This is a genomic window from Streptomyces sp. H39-C1 (genome assembly GCF_027158125.1).
Lineage (GTDB): Bacteria > Actinomycetota > Actinomycetes > Streptomycetales > Streptomycetaceae > Actinacidiphila > Actinacidiphila fildesensis.
The window spans coordinates 1-17046 of the sequence record NZ_JAPVLS010000079.1 but is presented as its reverse complement, the minus strand read 5'-3'; the positions used below and the strand labels follow the sequence as shown (position 1 = coordinate 17046).

Here is a 17046-nt window from a genome sequence, read left to right as displayed (position 1 = left end):
CGGCGACCAGTTGGAAGTCGTGGCTGTTGCCGGGTGCGGTCACCGCGCGGACGCACTCGGCTCGGCCCAGTCCGCCGTCAAGTAACGAGGATCCCGGCCAGCCGATGAAGCACACGACACAGTTGCCGGAGCGAAGATCATCGCGGCTGACGGCGCCCCTCTCGGAGCCATCAAGGGAAACCGTGTCACCTTCGGCGCAGTCGCCTTCACCGCCGGCCACGCCGCAGGCGGCCGTACGGTGCTGACCGCCACCACCACCTCTCGCCCGGCCCGTCCCCGGCCGCGGTCGGCAAACCCACCTCCGCCCCGTCGGCTCCCGCCGCCAAGGCCGGTGACGACATGGCCAGGAACGGCAGCGGCGGCTCAGCGACCGTGTGGACGGCCGCGGGCCTGGCCGCTGCCTTCGCCGTCGCGGCGACGTTGTTCACCGCCACCCGCAGCCGTACGCGTCCCCGTCGCACGGCGCGCCACGGCCGCTGACAGTTGCGCACCGAACGGCCGCAGCACCGCCCTGACAGGGACTGTCCTCAACATTGCGTATGCCCCGGTGTGGCCTGGATGGCGTGAGACGTGGCCTCTGCCGGGAAGGATCACTCACGGGGATCAAGGACGAGCTCCCCGCTACAGCTCGAACATCGTACGAACGGGGCGGAGTGCCTCCGCGTCCGCGACACGCATATCGTGCTTCAGCAACTACGAGCTATGCGTGACCCTTCCGGGCGTTGCGGCCCCCCGTTTCGGAGTCACCGGTGTCGCCGCCCGCCCCGGTCGCAGCGATGCCGGCATCGGATCGGCAACCTTTTCGCCGCCGGCGGCCACTGAGAGGTACATCGTCGACTCGATCAACCGAACGGATGGGCATGAGAACAACGAACCACCGCGCTCCGAAGCCGCGGCGCGGGCGCGGGCCGGCCATCAGCATTGCGTCGGCGCTGATAGCCGTCGGGGTTCTGGCCTGTCTGGCCATCGCGCTTCTCCCTGGGAGCAGGGCCGATGCCGGGCGTCGCGCCGGCGCCTCCGTTGCAGCTGCCCCAGCGAGCGTCCCGTCCGGTTCCGGGTCTTCGGCCGCGGCGGCCGGCGCCACGACCGCATCGGCGCGGCCGCCGGTCACAAGCTCGCCGCCGTCAGCCGGCGGTACCCGGACACCCGCGGCCTCCAGTACCGCGCGAGCGACATCCTTGGCGGGACGGATCAAGCCCGCGGTCAGCTACAAGGGAGTCGCGACCTCCTATGCCGCAGGTGACGGCAATGGTGCCTGCCTGTACGGCCCGTCCAGTGATCTCATGATCGCGGCGATGAACCACACCGACTACGAGTCGGCCAAGGCGTGCGGGGCGTACGTGCTGGTCCGCGCCGCCAACGGGGCCTCCATCACGGTGCGTATCGTCAACGAGTGCCCCCTGCCCTGCGCGCCCGGGCAGCTCGACCTCAGCCAGCAGGCCTTCGTCAAACTCGCCAATCCCTCGCTCGGCCGGATCCCGATCACCTGGACGCTGCTGAGCCCCACCGCGCCCAACACGATCTCCATCCGGTACAAGACCGGGTCCAGCCGCTGGTGGTGCGGCGTCCAGGTGATCGGCCACCGGAACCCGTTGGCGGTGCTTGAGCTCCGCACCGCCAACGGCTGGCGGCAGCTGCCTCGCGCCGACTTCAACTACTTCCTCTCCACCGACGGCAGCGGATGCGGCGGGGCGATCAGGGTCACCGACATCTACGGAGAGCGACTCACCGTTGACGGGATCGCCTTGAAACCGGACGTCGCGCAAGCGACCCGCGTTCAATTCGCCCGGCATTGACCGTATGTCAACCCACCGTCGGGCTGCGGTGACGGGCACTGTTACGCTCCAGCCGGTTGTTAACGCGCACATAGCAGGGAGAGGGCGACCGAGGGAGATGCTCCTCGATGACGCGTCCGCGGAGTTCCACGACTTCTTCGAACGCCACTACGCCGAACTGGCCCGTCTCGCCCACCTCCTGACCGGCCAGACAGACGCGGCCGACGACCTCGCCGCGGATGCCCTGGTCGCCCTGTGGCAAAACTGGGACCGGTTCCGTACGGCACGCCACCCGCTCGCCTACGCTCGCGGCGTGGTGGCCAACCTGGCGCGGGAACGGATCCGAAGTGCAATCCGCGAGCGACGCCGGATCGTGCTGTTCTGGTCCCGCACTCCCGAAGGGGTGGAGCCGCAGGACGTGGCGGCCGTGCTGGACGTCCGTGCGGCACTCGACCGACTGCCGTTCCGCAAGCGAGCGTGCGTGGTGCTGCGCCACGCCTTCGACCTGTCGGAGAAGGACACCGCGATGGCACTGGGCATATCGATCGGCACGGTGAAAAGCCAGACCTCGAAGGGGATGGCCGAACTGGAACGGATCCTTGGCGCACGAGCGGCCGGGGAACTGGCGGCGGGAAGGAGGGCTCGGTGAACGACGAGATCAGCCGACGGCTGCGCGAGGCCGCCGAGGCCCACCAGCCCGACCGCGCGAGGATGCTGGCGCGCACGGAGCGCGGCGCGGCCGGCGCCACCGTCCGGCACCGCTCGCCGTCGATCACGTGGTCATGGCCCAAGGCGGCACTCGCCGGCCTCGCTACCGTCGGCATCCTGGCGTCGGGTGGTTTCGCCGTCGCCGGCATCGTCGGAAAAGCGTCGCCGGCGCAGACCGCCACCGCTCCCGCCGTCCCGACCCCGGCCGGCACTTCCCGTCCGGCGCCGTCGACCCACACCACCACCGGTCCGAGCCCGACCACCACCCCCGGCAGCTCGCGCCCCACTCCGTCGACCGGCAACCGGATCCAGAACGGCCCGCTGTGGTCGAAGGGCTCGGTGGACCCGCACAGCACCGTGTACTGGGCCCAGAGCAACCTCGCTCTCAAGACCACCCGGCCGCTCACCTCACTCACGGTGGAACTGCGCATCGCGCAGACCGGCGGCGTGCGGAACACCGGCAATTGGCGCACGCTGCCGAGCGACGACTTCACCGTCACCGTCCGGGAAGCCGGCGGTGCGCTGGTCTACCGCTGGGTTCTCAAGCCCGGCCGCACCGTGCCGGCCGGGCAGCACGAGTTCGCCGCCCAGTACGACCACACCACCGGCGTGCGCAGCGCCACGGACGACAGCTACCGCGTCGATGGGCGGACCGCGGGCGGCTCCACCGCGGTCTGGGGAGGATTCGCCCCGGCACATTAGGGTTCGGGGCCGGGGCCCCGCCGCTGCCCCAGCCCCAGCCCCGAATTCCGTGTCAGTTCTGCGCGCTCCACCGCTGGTTCGCTCCGCCGGAGGAATTCCACAGCTGGATCTTGGTTCCGTTGGCGGCACCTGCACCACTGGCGTCAAGGCACAGTCCCGACTGCACCCCTGTGATCGTGCCATCGGAGTTGATGTTCAACTGTTGGCTCGCCTGTCCGTTGCAGTCCCGGATCACCACCGCGGTGCCGTTACCGGTTCCCTGGCCCGAGGCGTCCAGGCACGTGTTGCCGTAGACCATGAGCTGCTTGCCCACGGTGTAGGCCGTGCGCTTGATCTTCACTCCAGCCTGGCGCCGCACCGAATGGCAGCCTGCCCCCAGTCCGACGCGCCGTCGAACTGCCGGTACGGGTCCCAGACCGTGTACACACCAGCACCCGCGGAGGCGTCGTCCGAGCCTACTGAGGACGACCCTCCGCAGGCGGCGGCCGTGAACATGACCAACCCGATAGCCAGCGACGCGACGGCGATCCGCCACCGTATGGATGTCTTCCTGGCGTCTGTCCTTGTCGCCCCAGGGCTTCTCCCTTCGAAGAGGCACCGGGCACGGTCGTGGCCACGGCTCCGCCGAAGCCGGAGTGAACCACGCGCAGGCGCCGGCCCCAGCCTGCCTTCAGGAGGTCTTGCCGGTCACGGTGGATCCCGACTTCGTCACGTAGTACGTCACCTTGGCGCCGCTCCAGAAGTGGAAGGTGACCGTCACGCGCGCATCGGCCTTCACCGCGTCGAGGAAGGCAGGAGTGAGACGGATGACCTGCTTCGCGTAGTCGGGCACGAAAGCGGCGTTGAACTGCTGGTACGGCGTCCAGTCGGTCGGGCCGGCGTTTCTGCCGTCGGCGTACGTGGCGCTCATCGTCGCCAGCACGTCCCCGCGGAACTGGGTGGGGATCCGGAACGCATCGGCCGCTCCGGTCGTGGCCGACTGCACCGGGGTGCCGTAGGTGATCACCTGGATCCGCCAGGGCACGCCTTGGGAGAACTCGGCCTGGAGCGTCGCATTGACGCCATCGGCGCGCTGGCCGACCAGCCGGGTGAGTGTGGCCGCCTTCAGGGTGAGCCGGCTACCGGAGAGGGTGTAATCCTTGCCGTTGACCAGCTTGGTGGTGCCCTGCTTGAGAGCCTTGAAGGTGGTGCCGTTCAGGTCCAGGGTGAGCGTGTGGGCCTTGACCGGACCGGACTTCGGCACAAAGACGTTGTCCGAAGCTGCCGTTGCCGAGCGCGTCGCCCAACTCGACTTGATCTGACGGAACAGCCCGGCATCCTTCCACTGGAGACGGCTGCGGTCGAAGAGCGACCCGTTGTCCCACAGGACGGTGGTGACCTTGCTGGTGCGGGACGCGTGGCCGAGCGCCTCGAAGTACTTCAGCATCTCGCCGCGTTCCACACCGCCGGGGCCGTGGTCGTCGCCGAGCAGACCGTACTCGCCGAGGATGACGGGGATGCCTTGGGCGACGAAGGTGTTATGCATCCGCTGGAACGCCTTGTCCAGGTCGCCTTGGGCCATGGCATCGAAGCGGGTGGAGCCTGCGAGGTTCACACTGAACGGCCAGTAGCCGTAATAGTGCACGGTGGCGATCAGTCTCGCGTCGTGCAGAGACTTGATCTCGGTGGCCAGGTTGTTCATCAGCGCCTGGTCGGGCGTGCAGCCTTCGGTGGGCAGCATGAGCAGACGGCTCTTGTTGTTCCCACCCGATGCGCGCACGATCTGGTCGAAGGAGGTGTTCAACTCGTTGAGCAGACCAGCCTTCCGGGTGGCGTCGGCGTTGTCGAATTGGGGCTCGTTGATGCTCTCGAAGACGAGCTTCGCGGGCTCGTTCTTGAAGGCGGCGGAGATCTGGGTCCAGGTGGAGTTGAAGCGGGACAACACCTTGTCGTGATCGGTGGACATGGCCTTCGTCCATTGCCATGAGTCATGATGGACGTCGAGGACCACATAGAGGCCGTCGTCGATCGACCAGTCGATCACCTCCTTGACCCTGCTGATGTACGCCGGGTCGATGGTGTAGTTCGGTGCCGCTCCCTGGTGGTCGCTCCACGTCACGGGGACGCGAATGCTGTTGAAGCCCTGGGCGCGGACCTTGTCCACCAGGGACTTTGAGGTACGGGGCTGGCCCCACGCCGTCTCATTGGGGACGGCGTCGAGACTGTTGCCCAGGTTCCAGCCCGGCTGCATCGCGGCTACGGCCGCCATCGCGTTGGCGGGAACCGGCGCTGCCGCCGCGGACGCCTTGGGCGTGGCGTCGTCTCCGAACGTTCCGAAGACCGTGCCGTACGTGAGCGCGCTCGCGACGACCGCCGCCAGCGGCACCCCCACGGTCAGCCGCAGTCTGCGGCGGCGGTGCTGTGGGGCCTGCTTGTTCTTCATTGCTCATCCGTTCTGGAAGATCGGGCGGTGTCTCCCTGTGAAGTTGCCGCCGACCAACGGGAGGTTGCTGTGTTTCACCATCCAGTTTTCCGTTTCGCTAAAACGTTTCGGGCGCGGAAAGGGCTGGTTGCCCGGCGGAGCCGGGCAACCAGGGCGAGGGGCCGTTCGGTCAGGATGTCGTGCCGGTGACCGAACCACCGGACTTGGTCACGTGGTACGTGACGGTGGCGCCGCTGTAGTAATGGAAGGTCAGCTTCACTGGTGCGTTGTCGTGCAGCGCGGCCAGGAAGGCGGGGGTGAGGATGGTGGTGCCGCCCGGATAGTCGGGCGAGAACGCCTGGTTGAACTCCTGGTACGGGTTCCGGGAGATCGGGCCGGCGTTGCTGCCGTCGGCGTACGTGGCTTCCATACCCGCCAGCGCGTCACCGCGGTACTGCGTGGGAATGGTGAAAACGTCGGCCGTACCAGTGGAGTTGGAGAGCACCGGAGCGTCGTTGGTGACGATGTCGATGCTCCAGGGCAGACCGCGGGAGAACCGCGCCTGGAGCGTCGAGTTGACCCCGTAGGCCCGGTTGCCGGTCAGCCGCGTCAGTGCCGTGGTCGTGGGGGTGAGGCGGCTGCCGGAGACCGTGTAGTCACGTCCCGCCAGGAGCTGGGTGCTGCCTTGCCACAGGCCCCGGAAGGCGGTGCCGTTCAGGTTCAGCGTAAGCGTCTGGGCCGCGATGGGGCTCGACTTCGGTACGTAGACCTTGTCGAAGGATGCGGTTCCCGAACGGGTGGTCCAGCTCGACTTGATCCAGGCGAACAGGGCCGGGTCGCGCCACTGCATGGTGGCACGGTTCAGGTAGGAGAAGGGGTCCCACAGGGCGGTGGTGACACCCGCGGCGCGCGCCGCGTTGTTGACCTCCTCGAAGTACTTCAGCGCCTCACCCCGCTCGACGCGCGGGGGCTGGCGGATGTGCATCAAACCTGGCGGATATTGTCCGGGTTCGAGTCCTGGCTGGAGCTGGACCGGGTGCCGCTGGCGCCGGCCCGAGCCGGGACGGCTCGCGAGCATGAAGGACCGGTGGCCGGGGTCGTGGGTTGAGGCTGGCGGGCAGAGCGTCTTCCCACACGCGGGTGATGGGAGCGGGCGGACGCGGCACGGGCCCGGGGCAGTGGCGGGCCCAGCGACGGAGCCCGGAGGATACGCACCGACGGCGGGGCCGGTCCTGCTGCGGATTCGTGCAGTGCGACGGTGGCGCCCGGCAGCGCGTACGGCAGGCCGCGGATGAACGCGTCACCGTCCCAGCGGGTTGTGGCGGTCGTCGCTACGGCGCGGGTGGGTCTCGGCTCCCCCCGGCGGACATCTCCCGCACGCCCTGCCGGCGTTCGCGGTCGAGCGCGTGGCGCAGCCGCTACGGACGGCTCGCTCGGCTTCCCGCGATGCACTGCAATGAGCCACCGCGGCCGGAAGCTGCGTGTTTGATTCCTCGCAAGTCCTTGGGGACTCCGCGGCAGAGTCCTCCACGGGCGTGACCTGTCTCACCCGTTGCCGACTGAAGCTTCGTCAGTTTCCTGTTCAGCGGCGTCGCGCCGGGTTATCTCGGTGAGCCTGGCAGGATCCGTCAACAGACTGTCATTGCGGCCGTCCCCGCGGCGGATACAGGCTGTGACCGTGCTGATGCGACGTGTTGTGGTGGTTGTCTATTCCGGGGTCCAAGCGCTGGACATCGCCGGTCCGATCGAGGTGTTCGACACCCTCAACCGGCTGTTGGCCGAGCCGGGGACGGGCTACCGGATCGAGTGCGTCTCCGCCCACGCTCCTATGGTGTGCACCTCCTCGGGAATGGTGATCCAGGCCGAGCCACTGGACGCTGGCGAAGGCCCGATCGACACCCTTCTGGTCCCCGGTGGCTCGGGGTTGAAGGAGGCGTTGGCGGACCGGGCGCTGATCTCATGGATCGGGCAGGCCGCCGCCCGGTCCCGGCGGGTCGCGTCGGTGTGCGGAGGAGCATTCCTGCTGGCCGAGGCGGGGCTGTTGGACGGGCGGCGCGCCACCACCCACTGGGCGTACTGCGAGGAGATGGCCCGTCGATATCCGCAGGTGACGGTGGATCCGGGACCGATATTCGTCTGGGACGGCCGGTACGTGACCTCCGCCGGGGTGTCCACCGGTATCGACATGGCCCTGGCACTGGTGGAGGCCGATCACGGGGCGGTGATCGCACTGGAGATAGCCCGGTACCTGGTCCTGTTCTTCAAACGGCACGGCGGGCAGCCGCAGTTCAGCGCGATTCTGGACGCTCAGCTGGCCGACCGGGCGCCGGTGCGGGCCGCGCAGGAGTGGGTTCTGTCCGGCCTCGAACGTCGGCTGCCGGTCTCCGAGCTCGCGCAGCGGGCCAACATGAGTCCCCGGAACTTCGCCCGCGTCTTCCTGCGTGAGGTGGGCACGACGCCTGGCCAGTACGTGACGCGGATGCGTATCGCGCGGGCCCGCGAACTGCTCGAGACCACCGATCTGCCGGTAGGCCACGTCGCCCGCCGCTGCGGCTTCCCGAACGCCGAGACCTTCTGCCGCTCGTTCGGCCGTGCGGTGGGGCCCACCCCGGGCGAGTACCGACAGCGATTCCAGGCCATTTCGCCGTCAGGTCTCATGGTCGAGCCGGACCGGGCCGAGAGGAGCGCGGTATGACAGCCCGAGTGCGCCTCGTCGACTACCTTGCCGCGGAGTTGGGCCGGATGGGTGTCACGTACATGTTCGGCGTAGGTGGTGCGAACATCGAGGACCTGTACGAGGCCGTCCATGGCGCGACGGAATCCGTCCGCGGCATCGTGGCGAAGCACGAGTTCTCCGCTGCCACCATGGCCGACGGGTACGCCCGTGCCACAACACGTCTGGGCGTCGTCGCGGCCACCTCGGGCGGCGGTGCGATGAACCTGGTGCCCGGGCTGGCGGAGGCGTACGCCTCTCGGGTTCCGGTGCTGGCGTTGGTGGGGGAACCGCCGACCGTTCTCGCCGGTCGGGGAGCGTTCCAGGACTCCAGCGGTCAGGCGGGCTCCCTCGATGCGCTCGAGCTGTTCGGGTCCGTCACTCGCTTCTGCGCCCGGGTCGTCGAACCGGACTCCATCATCTCATTGTTGGCGCGGGCGGTCGCGGTGGCGCGGACGGATCCCAAGGGGCCGGCGGTGTTGCTTCTGCCCAAGGACGTACAGCAGGCGTTTGTCACGGTTCCCGGGCCGCGCGTGGCGGCGCACACCCCGCCGGCGGCGCTGCCGGAGGCCGCGGCCCTGGACCGTGCGGCGGCCGTGCTGCGGGGCGCGGACCGCGTGTTGCTGATCGCGGGTGAAGGGGTGGCCGCGGCCGGCGCGCGGGCCGAGCTTTGCGAGGTGGCGAGGCGGCTCGGCGCCTGGGTAGCGGTCACCCCGGACGCCAAGGACGTGTACGACAACCACGATCCCCGGTTCGTCGGAGTGGCCGGGGTGATGGGACATCCGAGCGTCGAGGACTGTCTGCGGCGGGCCGAGGCGTGTGTCCTGGTGGGTACCCGGCTGCCGGCAATGGCGCGTGGCGGATTGGACCGGGCGCTGGCAGACACCCCACTGATCTGCGTCGACCCAGAATCGCCGTTCGTGCCGGGCATCGCGCTGCACGGCAGTGTGCGCGACACACTGCGCGCACTGACCCGGCGGCTGGAACCGGCTGCGCGCGCCTGCCCCGCGCACATGGGCCCCACCCGGCTGCCACTGCCGCTGCCACTGCCGCCGGCCAACAGTGGCAGCACGTCCCACGCCGATGCGTTCGCCGCAATAGCTGCGGCGTTGCCGCAGGACGCGCATGTCTTCGTGGATGCCGGCAACACGGGAGCCGGCGCGATCCACCTTCTGCCCGCCCCACGGCATGGCCGCTTCGTGGTCGCGGTCGGCATGGGCGGTATGGGCTACACCTTCGGCGCCGGCATCGGCGCCGCGCTGGCCACCGGGCGGCGCACCTACGTGCTCGCCGGGGACGGGGCGTTCTTCATGCATGGGATGGAAGTGCACACCGCGGTGGAATACGCCGTGCCCGTCACCTTCGTGATCCTCAACAACAACGCGCACGGAATGTGCGTCACGCGCGAGCACCTGTTCCAAGGCGGCGCCCGCGAGGACAACGTGTTCCTCTCGTCCGACATCGCCGCCGGCGTCGGCGCGATGTTCCCGACTCTCGACGTGACCCGGGCCCGCAACGCGGCGCAGCTGCGCCAGGAGCTGCTGCGGAGCAACACCGGCGACGGTCCGGCATTCGTCGCCGTCGATGTCGACCGCCGCGAAATCCCACCGTTCCTTCCCTTCCTGACCGCCCCTGGTGGCAAGCCGAACGACACTGAGGAGACTGCAGATGAACGCGGACCGGTCCATGTTGGCTGATGTCCCCGGACTGATACGGGTGGAGAACACCAGCACCGAGCAGATGGCCGCCCGATGCCTGGAGATGACCCCTGCGGTCCACCAGCACCAACAGGTCTACGGGCAGTACTGCACCATCCAGGCTTACGCCGACTGCCCGCCGGAGCAGACCTACGAGTACCTGAGCCAGGGACACCACCTGGAGGAGTGGACCTTCAGCCTGCGCGGCTTCGCGCCGACCGAGACCCCGGGGCTGTGGGCCGGCTGGGACCTGCTGGCGCAGGACACCCGAATCTACTGCACGGTGGTGGCCAACCCCGAGGCCATGACCGTCGACTACCACTGTGCCTGGGACCAGGGCGACAAGCTCTGGATGATCTACCTGATGCGTGTCCTGCCCGCACAGTTGGTGCTCGACAAGCCGGGTTCGGTGATCACCTGGACCAACTGCCGGCACCCGTCCTACGACGACAACCCGCGCCCCGACCTCGCGCCCAGCGCGGACCGGCCATGGGTGGGCGACTACTGGGACCTGTTCTACGCCGGCCACACCGTGGAGATGGCGAACCTCACAGCGATCCTGGAGCACCGGCACCGAGGCGGCCTGCGGGTCAGTGTGCCGCCGGGCAGGACGGTGACCCGGTGACGACGGTGAGCCTCATCGACGTCGCCGGCTACCTGCCCGGTGAGCCGGTTCCCGCCGAGTTCTACACCGGCTACCAGGGCGCGCAGGACACCCTCCGCGACAACCCGATGTTCCGGATCCCGCCACTGCGCCACCACGTGGCCGCCGACGAGACCAACGTCGACATGGTCGAGCGTGCGGTACTTCCGCTGATCGAGCGGCACGGCCGGGACGAGATCCGGTCCGTGGACGTCCTCCTGGTGCACAGTCAACTGCCGGACATGCCGTTCGTGGGGGCCGGCACGGAGGTGGCACGCAGGTTGGGTCTGCATCCCGAGTGGCTGATCGACGTGGCCAACGCCGGCTGCGCGTCCTTCGTCTTCATGCTCGGACTGGCCCGGCAGATCCTCGCCACCACGGATGCCAGGTCCGCTCTGGTCTGCAACGCGCAGAGCGCTGCCGGCCGGCTCTTCACCCGGTCCGAGGTGCGCGGGCTCGCCCAGGCAGCGGTCCCCGGCGACGGGTGCGGCGTGGGATATCTGACAACATCACACGCTGCCCCGCTACTCGGCGTGGAAACCCTGCACGTCGGCGAGTACGCGGGAGACATGACAATGGTGCGTGACGACGGCCGCAGGTACTGGGAACCCGGGCCGTCGGCGTTGCGGATCGGGTTCACCGAGGCCGGCCTCTCGCAGGTGCTGGCCCGCGGCAACCGGCTCGTTCCACAGGTCGTCACCACCCTGTGCGGACGGCTCGGGAAAGCCACGACCGAGATCGACGTGCTGGTGACCAATCAACCCAACCGGACCTTTCTGCGGAACTGGCGGGACGCGCTGGAACTGGCCCCCGACCGGCACCCGGACACCTTCGACCGATGCGGCAACCTGTTCGGAGCCGCCATCCCGGTCACCCTGGACCACGCCATCCGCTCCGGGCACGTCAAGGACGGCAGTCTCGTGGTGCTGGGCGGGTTCGCCCACGCCGGGGACTTCGCCGGAGCCGCTGCGGTCCGGTGGCACGGGCAGGGGTAGCTGATGGTTCCACCCCGGCCCGCGGTCGGCCGCGGCCGGTGTCGGAGCCCTGACGGCTGCCGGCTGGCTCGCAGTTGCTGAGAGCCATCGCCCAGCCAGCCGGGACGGACCGGTTTCCAGCCACTGCGACGGACGCACTTCCGAGACTCATCGGTGTGTCCGCATTCCGCCCTGTCGGCCCCCGAACACGGGCAGGTAGCGTCCCGGACTCCCACGCTGGGAGTTACCGTCGCTCACTTCACCGACCACCGGAAGAGGAATGAGCCCAAGTGCCCACCACTTCACGCGATCACGCTGGTCGTCCTCGGCGCCTGTTCGCCGTGCTCACCGCGGGAGCTCTCGCCGCCGCCGCGCTGTGCGCGCCCGCACCCGCCGCGGCCGACGGCCCATCGGAACGTCCGGCCGCCATCGTCGCCATGGGCGACAGCCTGACCGCCGGTGAGGGAGGCGGCGCCTACGAGCCGGGCCTGCCGCCGTTCGGCAGTTACTGCCATCGGTCACCCAACGCCCAGGTGCCGCAGGCCAGGCCGGCGGGACTGGGCGTCGCGGTGAACCTGGCCTGCTCCGGCGCCACCACGGATGACGTCCGTATCGGCGGCACCGGCCGCTACGGCGAACCACCGCAGGCAGAACAGCTCAGGACCGCGGCTCGCACCTACGACATACGCACCGTCGTGCTGAACGTCGGTGCCAACGACATCCCCGCAGCCGGATTGACGATCACCTGTGCCAGCGCCTACCTCGTACCGGGGCCGCCGTGCTCCCGCGCGTGGAACACCCTGCTTCCCGGGCGGCTGTCGGCCATGGAACCGCGGATCGAGAAGGACCTGCGCGACATCCGCACCGTGATGCGACAAACGGGCTACGACGACGAAGCCTACGACCTCGTCCTGCAGTCCTACCCTTCGCCCTCCAGCGGGCTCTCCCGCTACTCCAGCGCACAGCGCGGCCTGCAGGGCTGCCCGTTCCAGGACGCTGACTTCGCCTGGGTGCACGACGTGGCGTTCCCGATGCTCTCGCAGTACCTGGAAAGGGCGGCGGCCAACGTGAGCGGCGTACGGTTCCTGGGACTGTCGGCGGCCTTGCAAGGCGGTCAGGTCTGCTCACCCGGCATCACCCACGGCGGTGAGCTCTCGTGGGGCCTGTTCCTGGACGTGTCCGCCCTCAGCCACGGCATCGGCCCCGATCTGGTCTCACAGTCCCTGCACCCCAACGCCGGCGGCTACCGGCAACTCGCCCGGTGTCTGCAGGCATTCGAGCAGTCGCCGGTACGCAGCGCGGAGTGCGAGCGCGGCACGGACGGACAACCGCGTCTCACGGCAACGCGGCGAGCCATCGGTCGATCGCCACTGAGCCGGAACCGCTGATGGAACGGTTTGCTGAGGCCGCCTGGGATCCGCAGGTATCCGCCCGGCCGCATCAACGCAGCTTCCACGTTCCGCTGAGAGCCCTCCGGCGTGCTGGCCCCGCAGTGCTCACGACGGCGCGGGCAGCAGAACTACCACCTAACCGCTTGATCTCGGCGGTCACTTCAGAGGATCCGCACCCGACCGCCAGGTGCGCCTGAGCCGAGCGCAGGGTCAAGGGCAGGGGCACGATGACAGCGTTGGCGCCGTGCCGAGCGAGTATGCGGAGGCCGCCTCATGGCTCTGCCGGCCACCTTCCGCTCGTCCACCGCCGCCGACCGGCCTGTCGTGGTGGCGGGATGCGCCGGTCGGGGCGTTCCATGGTCAGGCCATCGTGAACGTCGCGTGCAGGCGGCGCGTGTGGTCGAGGGGACGGACCGGGCCGGTCAGCGTGAGAGGGACGCTCAGTCGGGTGTCGGTGCTGGATGCGGCGATATGCAGTACCAGCGCGCCGGGTTCGACCAGGCGATGGCCCGCGCGTCCGGTGAAGGATGCCAGGTCGGCGGGAACAGCGACGCGAATGCGCACCAGTTGGCCCGGGGCGAGGGGGACTCGCCGGTATGCGACCAGGCGTTTCACCGGTTGTGCGACCGAAGCCACCGGGTCGTGCAGGTAGATCTGGACGACTTCGGTTCCCTCGCGGTCGCCCGCGTTGGTCAGGCTGAAGTCGAACCGGAACGCGCCGTCGGTACTGGCGCTGCCTTCCACGATGTCGAGTCCGGAGTAGGTGAAGTGGGTGTAGGTAGGTCAAACCATGGCCGAATCCATAGGCCGCAGTCGGATCGGTGCTGGACACCTCACCGGCCTGGGCCAGTCGGGCCGCGAGATAGGTGGAGGGTTGTACTGCGGGGCGACGGGGCACACTGACGGGCAGTTTCCCCGAGGGATTGACCCGTCCGCTGAGCACACCGGCGAGGGCGCGGGAGCCGGCTTCACCGGGGAAGAAGCACTGCACGATGCCGGCCGCCTCTGTCACCGCGCGGCCGAGCGCATAGGGGCGCCCGGCCAGGAGGGTGAGCACGACCGGTGTCCCGGTGTCGAGCACGGCATCGAGCAACTGCTGTTGGACACCACGGAGTTGAAGCAGTTCGACATCACATCCCTCGCCGCTGGTGCCGCGGCCGAAGAGCCCGGCCCGGTCCCCGACGGCTAGTACCACGACGTCCGCGCCACGCGCCAGTTCGAGAGCCTCGGCGAAGCCGGCGGTGTCGGTGCCGTCGACGGACGTTCCCGGTGCGGTGAGCAGGTCGCTGTCGGGGAATTCGGCCGCCAGTTCCTGGGCCAGCGTGGGCAGTTCGATGCCGGTTGGGACATCGGGGTGTTGGTCGCCGACGTGGACGGGGAACGCGTAGCAGCCGAGCAGGGCGCGTGCGGTGTCCGCGTTGGGGCCGATCAGAGCGATGCGCTGCGGTCGGGTGAGGGGCAGGGTGCCGTCGTTGTGCAGGAGAACGATCGCCTGCTCGGCGAGGTGTGCGGCCAGTTGCCGGTTGGCGGGGGGATCGAGGTCAAGGCTGTCCCGCAGCGTTTCGGGGCTCGACAGGTCGGCCCCCGCCAGCCCGGCGGGCACAGGATCCCAGTCCGGGTCGAGCAGTCCGAGTTGGGCCTTTTGGAGCAGGACGCGGCGCAGTGCGCGGTCGATCAGCCGGATGGGGACGGTGCCCGCGGTCACCGCGTCCTGGAGCGGCTGTCCGTAGGTCTTCACGGTGGGCAGTTCCACATCCACGCCGCTGGTCAGGGCCAGTGCGGCGGCCTCCGACCAGTCGCCGGCGACGCCGTGCAGGGTTTTCAGGAAGGCAATGCCGAAGTAGTCGGCAACGACGGTGCCGGTGAAGCCCCAGGTGGCCCGCAGTAGTCCGGTGAGCAGATCCTCGTCCGCGGCGGAGGGGATGCCGTCGGTGTCGGTGTAGGCGTGCATGACGGAGCGCGGACGGCCCTCCCGTATTGCCATCTCGAACGGCGGCAGGATCACGTCGGCGCGTTCGCGTGCGCCCATGCTGACGGGTGCGAGATTGCGTCCGGCCCGGGAAGCGGAGTATCCGGCGAAGTGTTTGAGTGTGGCGACGATCCCGGCGGCCTCCAGGCCCTGGACGTAGGCGGTGGCCACGGTGCCGACCAGGTAGGGGTCTTCGCCGATGGTCTCCTCGACCCGGCCCCACCGGGTGTCGCGGACCACGTCCAGGACAGGGGCGAGGCCTTGGTGGACGCCGACGGAACGCATGTCCCGTCCGATCGCCGCCGCCATCGAGCGGACCAGGTCGGGGTTGAAGGTGGCACCCCAGGACAGCGGTACGGGATAGGCGGTCGCGCCCCAGGCGGCGAATCCGGCCAGGCATTCCTCGTGGCCAGGGCGGGGATGCCGAAGCGGTTGGCGGCTGCGATCCGGCGCTGGGTGCGCAGCAGGGACAGGGCGCCGAGTGCGGGGTCGACCGGGACAGTGCCGAAGGGCCGGGTCAACTGCCCCAGGCCGTGGGGCAGGAGCGTGTCCAAGTCGGTCGCGTCGTCCAGGTCGTGCTGGTGCGGGGCTACGTCGCCGCCCTCGTTGGAGGCACCCACCCAGACACCTACCAGTTGGGCGATCTTCTCCGGCAGCGTCATGGCGCGGATGAGGGCGTCGGCGCGGGTGCCGGCGTCGAGGGAGGTGTTGTGCCACAGGGGGGTGGCGGGGTCGGTGTCCACGGCCACGTTCAGGTTGTCCGTCACTTGCCGCCCACCCCCATCAGGCCCTGTATCAGGGTGCGGCGGGCGCACAGGTAGACGATCAGGATCGGCAGCACGGACAACACGACGGCGCTGAGCAGTCCGGGAACGTCGACGCCGTGCTCGGTCTGGAAGTTGTACAAGCCCAGGGTGATCACCTTGGTCGAGTCGGACTGGGTCAGGACCAGGGGGAAGAGGAATCCGTTCCACGCCTGGAGGGCGGAGAACACCACGATGGTCGACAGTCCGCCGCGGGACAGGGGCAGGACCAGTTGCAGAAAGACCCGCCAGGGGGCGGCCCCGTCCACGGCCATGGCCTCGTAGAGCTCCGAGGTGATGTCGCGCATCGCGCCCGTCAGGATGAGCGTGCAGATTGGAAGGCAGAAGGCGGCGGTGGGGAGGATGACGCCGATGAGGTGGTCGTAGAGCCCTGCCCTGCTGATGACGTAGAACATCGGCACGATCACGGCCTGCGCGGGGATGGCGAGGCCGAGCAGGAAGGTCCGGAAGACCAGGGCCATCGTCCGGTGGCGGCTTCGGACGATGGCGTAGGCCAGCGGGGGGACCAGCAGCAGCACGATGCCGACCACGGATGCGGTGACGATCAGGGTGTTGGCGAGGTCTTGGCCGAAGCCGTTCGTGAAGTCGTCGAGGTAGTTCTGGACGGTGAGGTGAGAGGGGAAGGTCAGCGGCCCAGCGGTCGCGTAGTCGGACTGGGTGCGCACCGTCGACAGCAGCAGGACGTACAGCGGCAGGCCGACCAGAAAGAGCCAGATGATGGAGCCGAGGCTGGCGGGGTAGTTGGGGCGTTGGCGCCTCACAGGCCCTCCGCGGTGCTGCGCATCTTGTCGTAGCCCGACAGCCGGACCACGACGAGGGAGATCACGGTGGAGGCGACCACGAGGACCAGGGCGATGGCGGATGCACCGCCGAAATCGAATCCCTTGAATCCCTGTTGATACATGTAGTAGGCGCTGATGGTGGTGTCCGTTCCGGGGCCGCCCTGGGTGAGGATCAGTACGGTGTCGAAGGTGGTGAGGCCGCCGACCGCCATCAGGATCGTCGAGGTGATGATGGTGTTGCGCAGTTGGGGCAGGGTGATGTGGAAGAACTGGCGCACGGTGCCGGCGCCGTCGATGGCGGCGGCCTGGTAGAGAACCTGCGGCACGGCGCGGGCGCCGCCCCGGCCACCAAGCCCTGGCGGGCGAGGTAGATGCTGACGTGGTCGATGCCGTAGGCGTCGTCGTAGTCGAGCAGGAGGTACCCCGCGAGCTGGTACAGCGCGCCGGAATCCAGGCGGTGCGGGTGG

The 17046-nt window shown here is 69.1% G+C and carries 12 protein-coding genes and 3 pseudogenes; 9 read left to right on the top strand and 6 right to left on the bottom strand.

Features of this window, described 5'->3' with window-relative positions; all coding sequences use genetic code 11:
- The first annotated feature begins 339 nt into the window (after positions 1 to 339).
- The 4 genes from O3W51_RS36695 to O3W51_RS36680 all read left to right on the top strand — a co-directional run bounded on the left by O3W51_RS36695 (position 340) and on the right by O3W51_RS36680 (position 3185).
- Complete coding sequence (locus tag O3W51_RS36695) at positions 340 to 480, top strand: hypothetical protein (protein ID WP_187144675.1); 141 nt, start codon at positions 340 to 342, stop codon at positions 478 to 480.
- Positions 481 to 1178: 698 nt separating this feature from the next.
- Complete coding sequence (locus tag O3W51_RS36690; protein ID WP_306665068.1) at positions 1179 to 1796, top strand: expansin EXLX1 family cellulose-binding protein; 618 nt, start codon at positions 1179 to 1181, stop codon at positions 1794 to 1796.
- A 97-nt stretch (positions 1797 to 1893) separates the two neighbouring features.
- The gene (locus O3W51_RS36685; RefSeq protein ID WP_138357023.1) at positions 1894 to 2424 is read left to right on the top strand and encodes a SigE family RNA polymerase sigma factor; all 531 of its coding nucleotides are present in this window, start codon (positions 1894 to 1896) and stop codon (positions 2422 to 2424) included.
- Positions 2421 to 3185 carry a hypothetical protein gene (locus O3W51_RS36680; protein WP_269288455.1) on the top strand — a complete coding sequence of 255 codons (765 nt, stop codon included), beginning with the start codon at positions 2421 to 2423 and terminating at the stop codon, positions 3183 to 3185. Before O3W51_RS36685 ends, O3W51_RS36680 begins: the two co-directional genes overlap by 4 nt.
- 52 nt (positions 3186 to 3237) lie before the next feature.
- On the opposite strand, the gene O3W51_RS36675 is transcribed toward O3W51_RS36680, so the two are convergent.
- From O3W51_RS36675 to O3W51_RS36665, 3 genes and pseudogenes are all read right to left on the bottom strand, one after another.
- Entirely contained in the window at positions 3238 to 3543 is a 306-nt protein-coding gene (locus O3W51_RS36675; RefSeq protein WP_269288454.1) for an RICIN domain-containing protein, read from the bottom strand.
- A 312-nt stretch (positions 3544 to 3855) separates the two neighbouring features.
- On the bottom strand, positions 3856 to 5607 hold the full coding sequence (locus tag O3W51_RS36670) for a cellulase family glycosylhydrolase (protein WP_138357021.1): 1752 nt from the start codon (positions 5605 to 5607) through the stop codon (positions 3856 to 3858).
- Between the two features lie 169 nt (positions 5608 to 5776).
- Positions 5777 to 6556: pseudogene (locus O3W51_RS36665) on the bottom strand (X2-like carbohydrate binding domain-containing protein); the annotation flags it as partial.
- Positions 6557 to 7264: 708 nt separating this feature from the next.
- Here O3W51_RS36665 and O3W51_RS36660 point away from each other — a divergent pair.
- The 5 genes from O3W51_RS36660 (at position 7265) to O3W51_RS36640 (ending at position 13001) form a co-directional block, all read left to right on the top strand.
- On the top strand, positions 7265 to 8281 hold the full coding sequence (locus O3W51_RS36660) for a GlxA family transcriptional regulator (RefSeq protein ID WP_417792610.1): 1017 nt from the start codon (positions 7265 to 7267) through the stop codon (positions 8279 to 8281).
- Complete coding sequence (locus tag O3W51_RS36655; protein WP_198359389.1) at positions 8278 to 9996, top strand: thiamine pyrophosphate-binding protein; 1719 nt, start codon at positions 8278 to 8280, stop codon at positions 9994 to 9996. The genes O3W51_RS36660 and O3W51_RS36655 overlap by 4 nt, the downstream gene beginning before the upstream one ends.
- On the top strand, positions 9968 to 10621 hold the full coding sequence (locus O3W51_RS36650) for an SRPBCC family protein (RefSeq protein ID WP_198359391.1): 654 nt from the start codon (positions 9968 to 9970) through the stop codon (positions 10619 to 10621). The genes O3W51_RS36655 and O3W51_RS36650 overlap by 29 nt, the downstream gene beginning before the upstream one ends.
- Positions 10618 to 11634: a 3-oxoacyl-ACP synthase III family protein gene (locus O3W51_RS36645; protein ID WP_269288453.1), complete on the top strand. Its 1017-nt coding sequence runs from the start codon at positions 10618 to 10620 to the stop codon at positions 11632 to 11634. The genes O3W51_RS36650 and O3W51_RS36645 overlap by 4 nt, the downstream gene beginning before the upstream one ends.
- A 269-nt stretch (positions 11635 to 11903) precedes the next feature.
- Complete coding sequence (locus O3W51_RS36640; RefSeq protein WP_198359395.1) at positions 11904 to 13001, top strand: GDSL-type esterase/lipase family protein; 1098 nt, start codon at positions 11904 to 11906, stop codon at positions 12999 to 13001.
- A gap of 363 nt (positions 13002 to 13364) precedes the next feature.
- Here O3W51_RS36640 and O3W51_RS36635 read toward each other — a convergent pair.
- The 3 genes and pseudogenes from O3W51_RS36635 to O3W51_RS36625 all read right to left on the bottom strand — a co-directional run.
- A pseudogene (locus O3W51_RS36635) lies at positions 13365 to 15740 on the bottom strand (beta-glucosidase family protein).
- Positions 15737 to 16558, bottom strand: a complete 822-nt coding sequence (locus O3W51_RS36630) for a carbohydrate ABC transporter permease (protein ID WP_269288452.1) — start codon at positions 16556 to 16558, stop codon at positions 15737 to 15739. Before O3W51_RS36630 ends, O3W51_RS36635 begins: the two are co-directional and overlap by 4 nt.
- A pseudogene (locus O3W51_RS36625) lies at positions 16555 to 16923 on the bottom strand (carbohydrate ABC transporter permease); the annotation flags it as partial. The gene O3W51_RS36630 and the pseudogene O3W51_RS36625, both read right to left, overlap by 4 nt.
- Positions 16924 to 17046: the final 123 nt, after the last annotated feature.

Coding starts and splice junctions, on each gene's coding strand:
- O3W51_RS36650 (WP_198359391.1), top strand. CDS start 9,968: ATGAACGCGGACCGGTCCATGTTGGCTGATGTCCCCGGACTGATACGG.
- O3W51_RS36670 (WP_138357021.1), bottom strand. CDS start 5,607: ATGAAGAACAAGCAGGCCCCACAGCACCGCCGCCGCAGACTGCGGCTG.
- O3W51_RS36655 (WP_198359389.1), top strand. CDS start 8,278: ATGACAGCCCGAGTGCGCCTCGTCGACTACCTTGCCGCGGAGTTGGGC.
- O3W51_RS36685 (WP_138357023.1), top strand. CDS start 1,894: ATGCTCCTCGATGACGCGTCCGCGGAGTTCCACGACTTCTTCGAACGC.
- O3W51_RS36695 (WP_187144675.1), top strand. CDS start 340: ATGGCCAGGAACGGCAGCGGCGGCTCAGCGACCGTGTGGACGGCCGCG.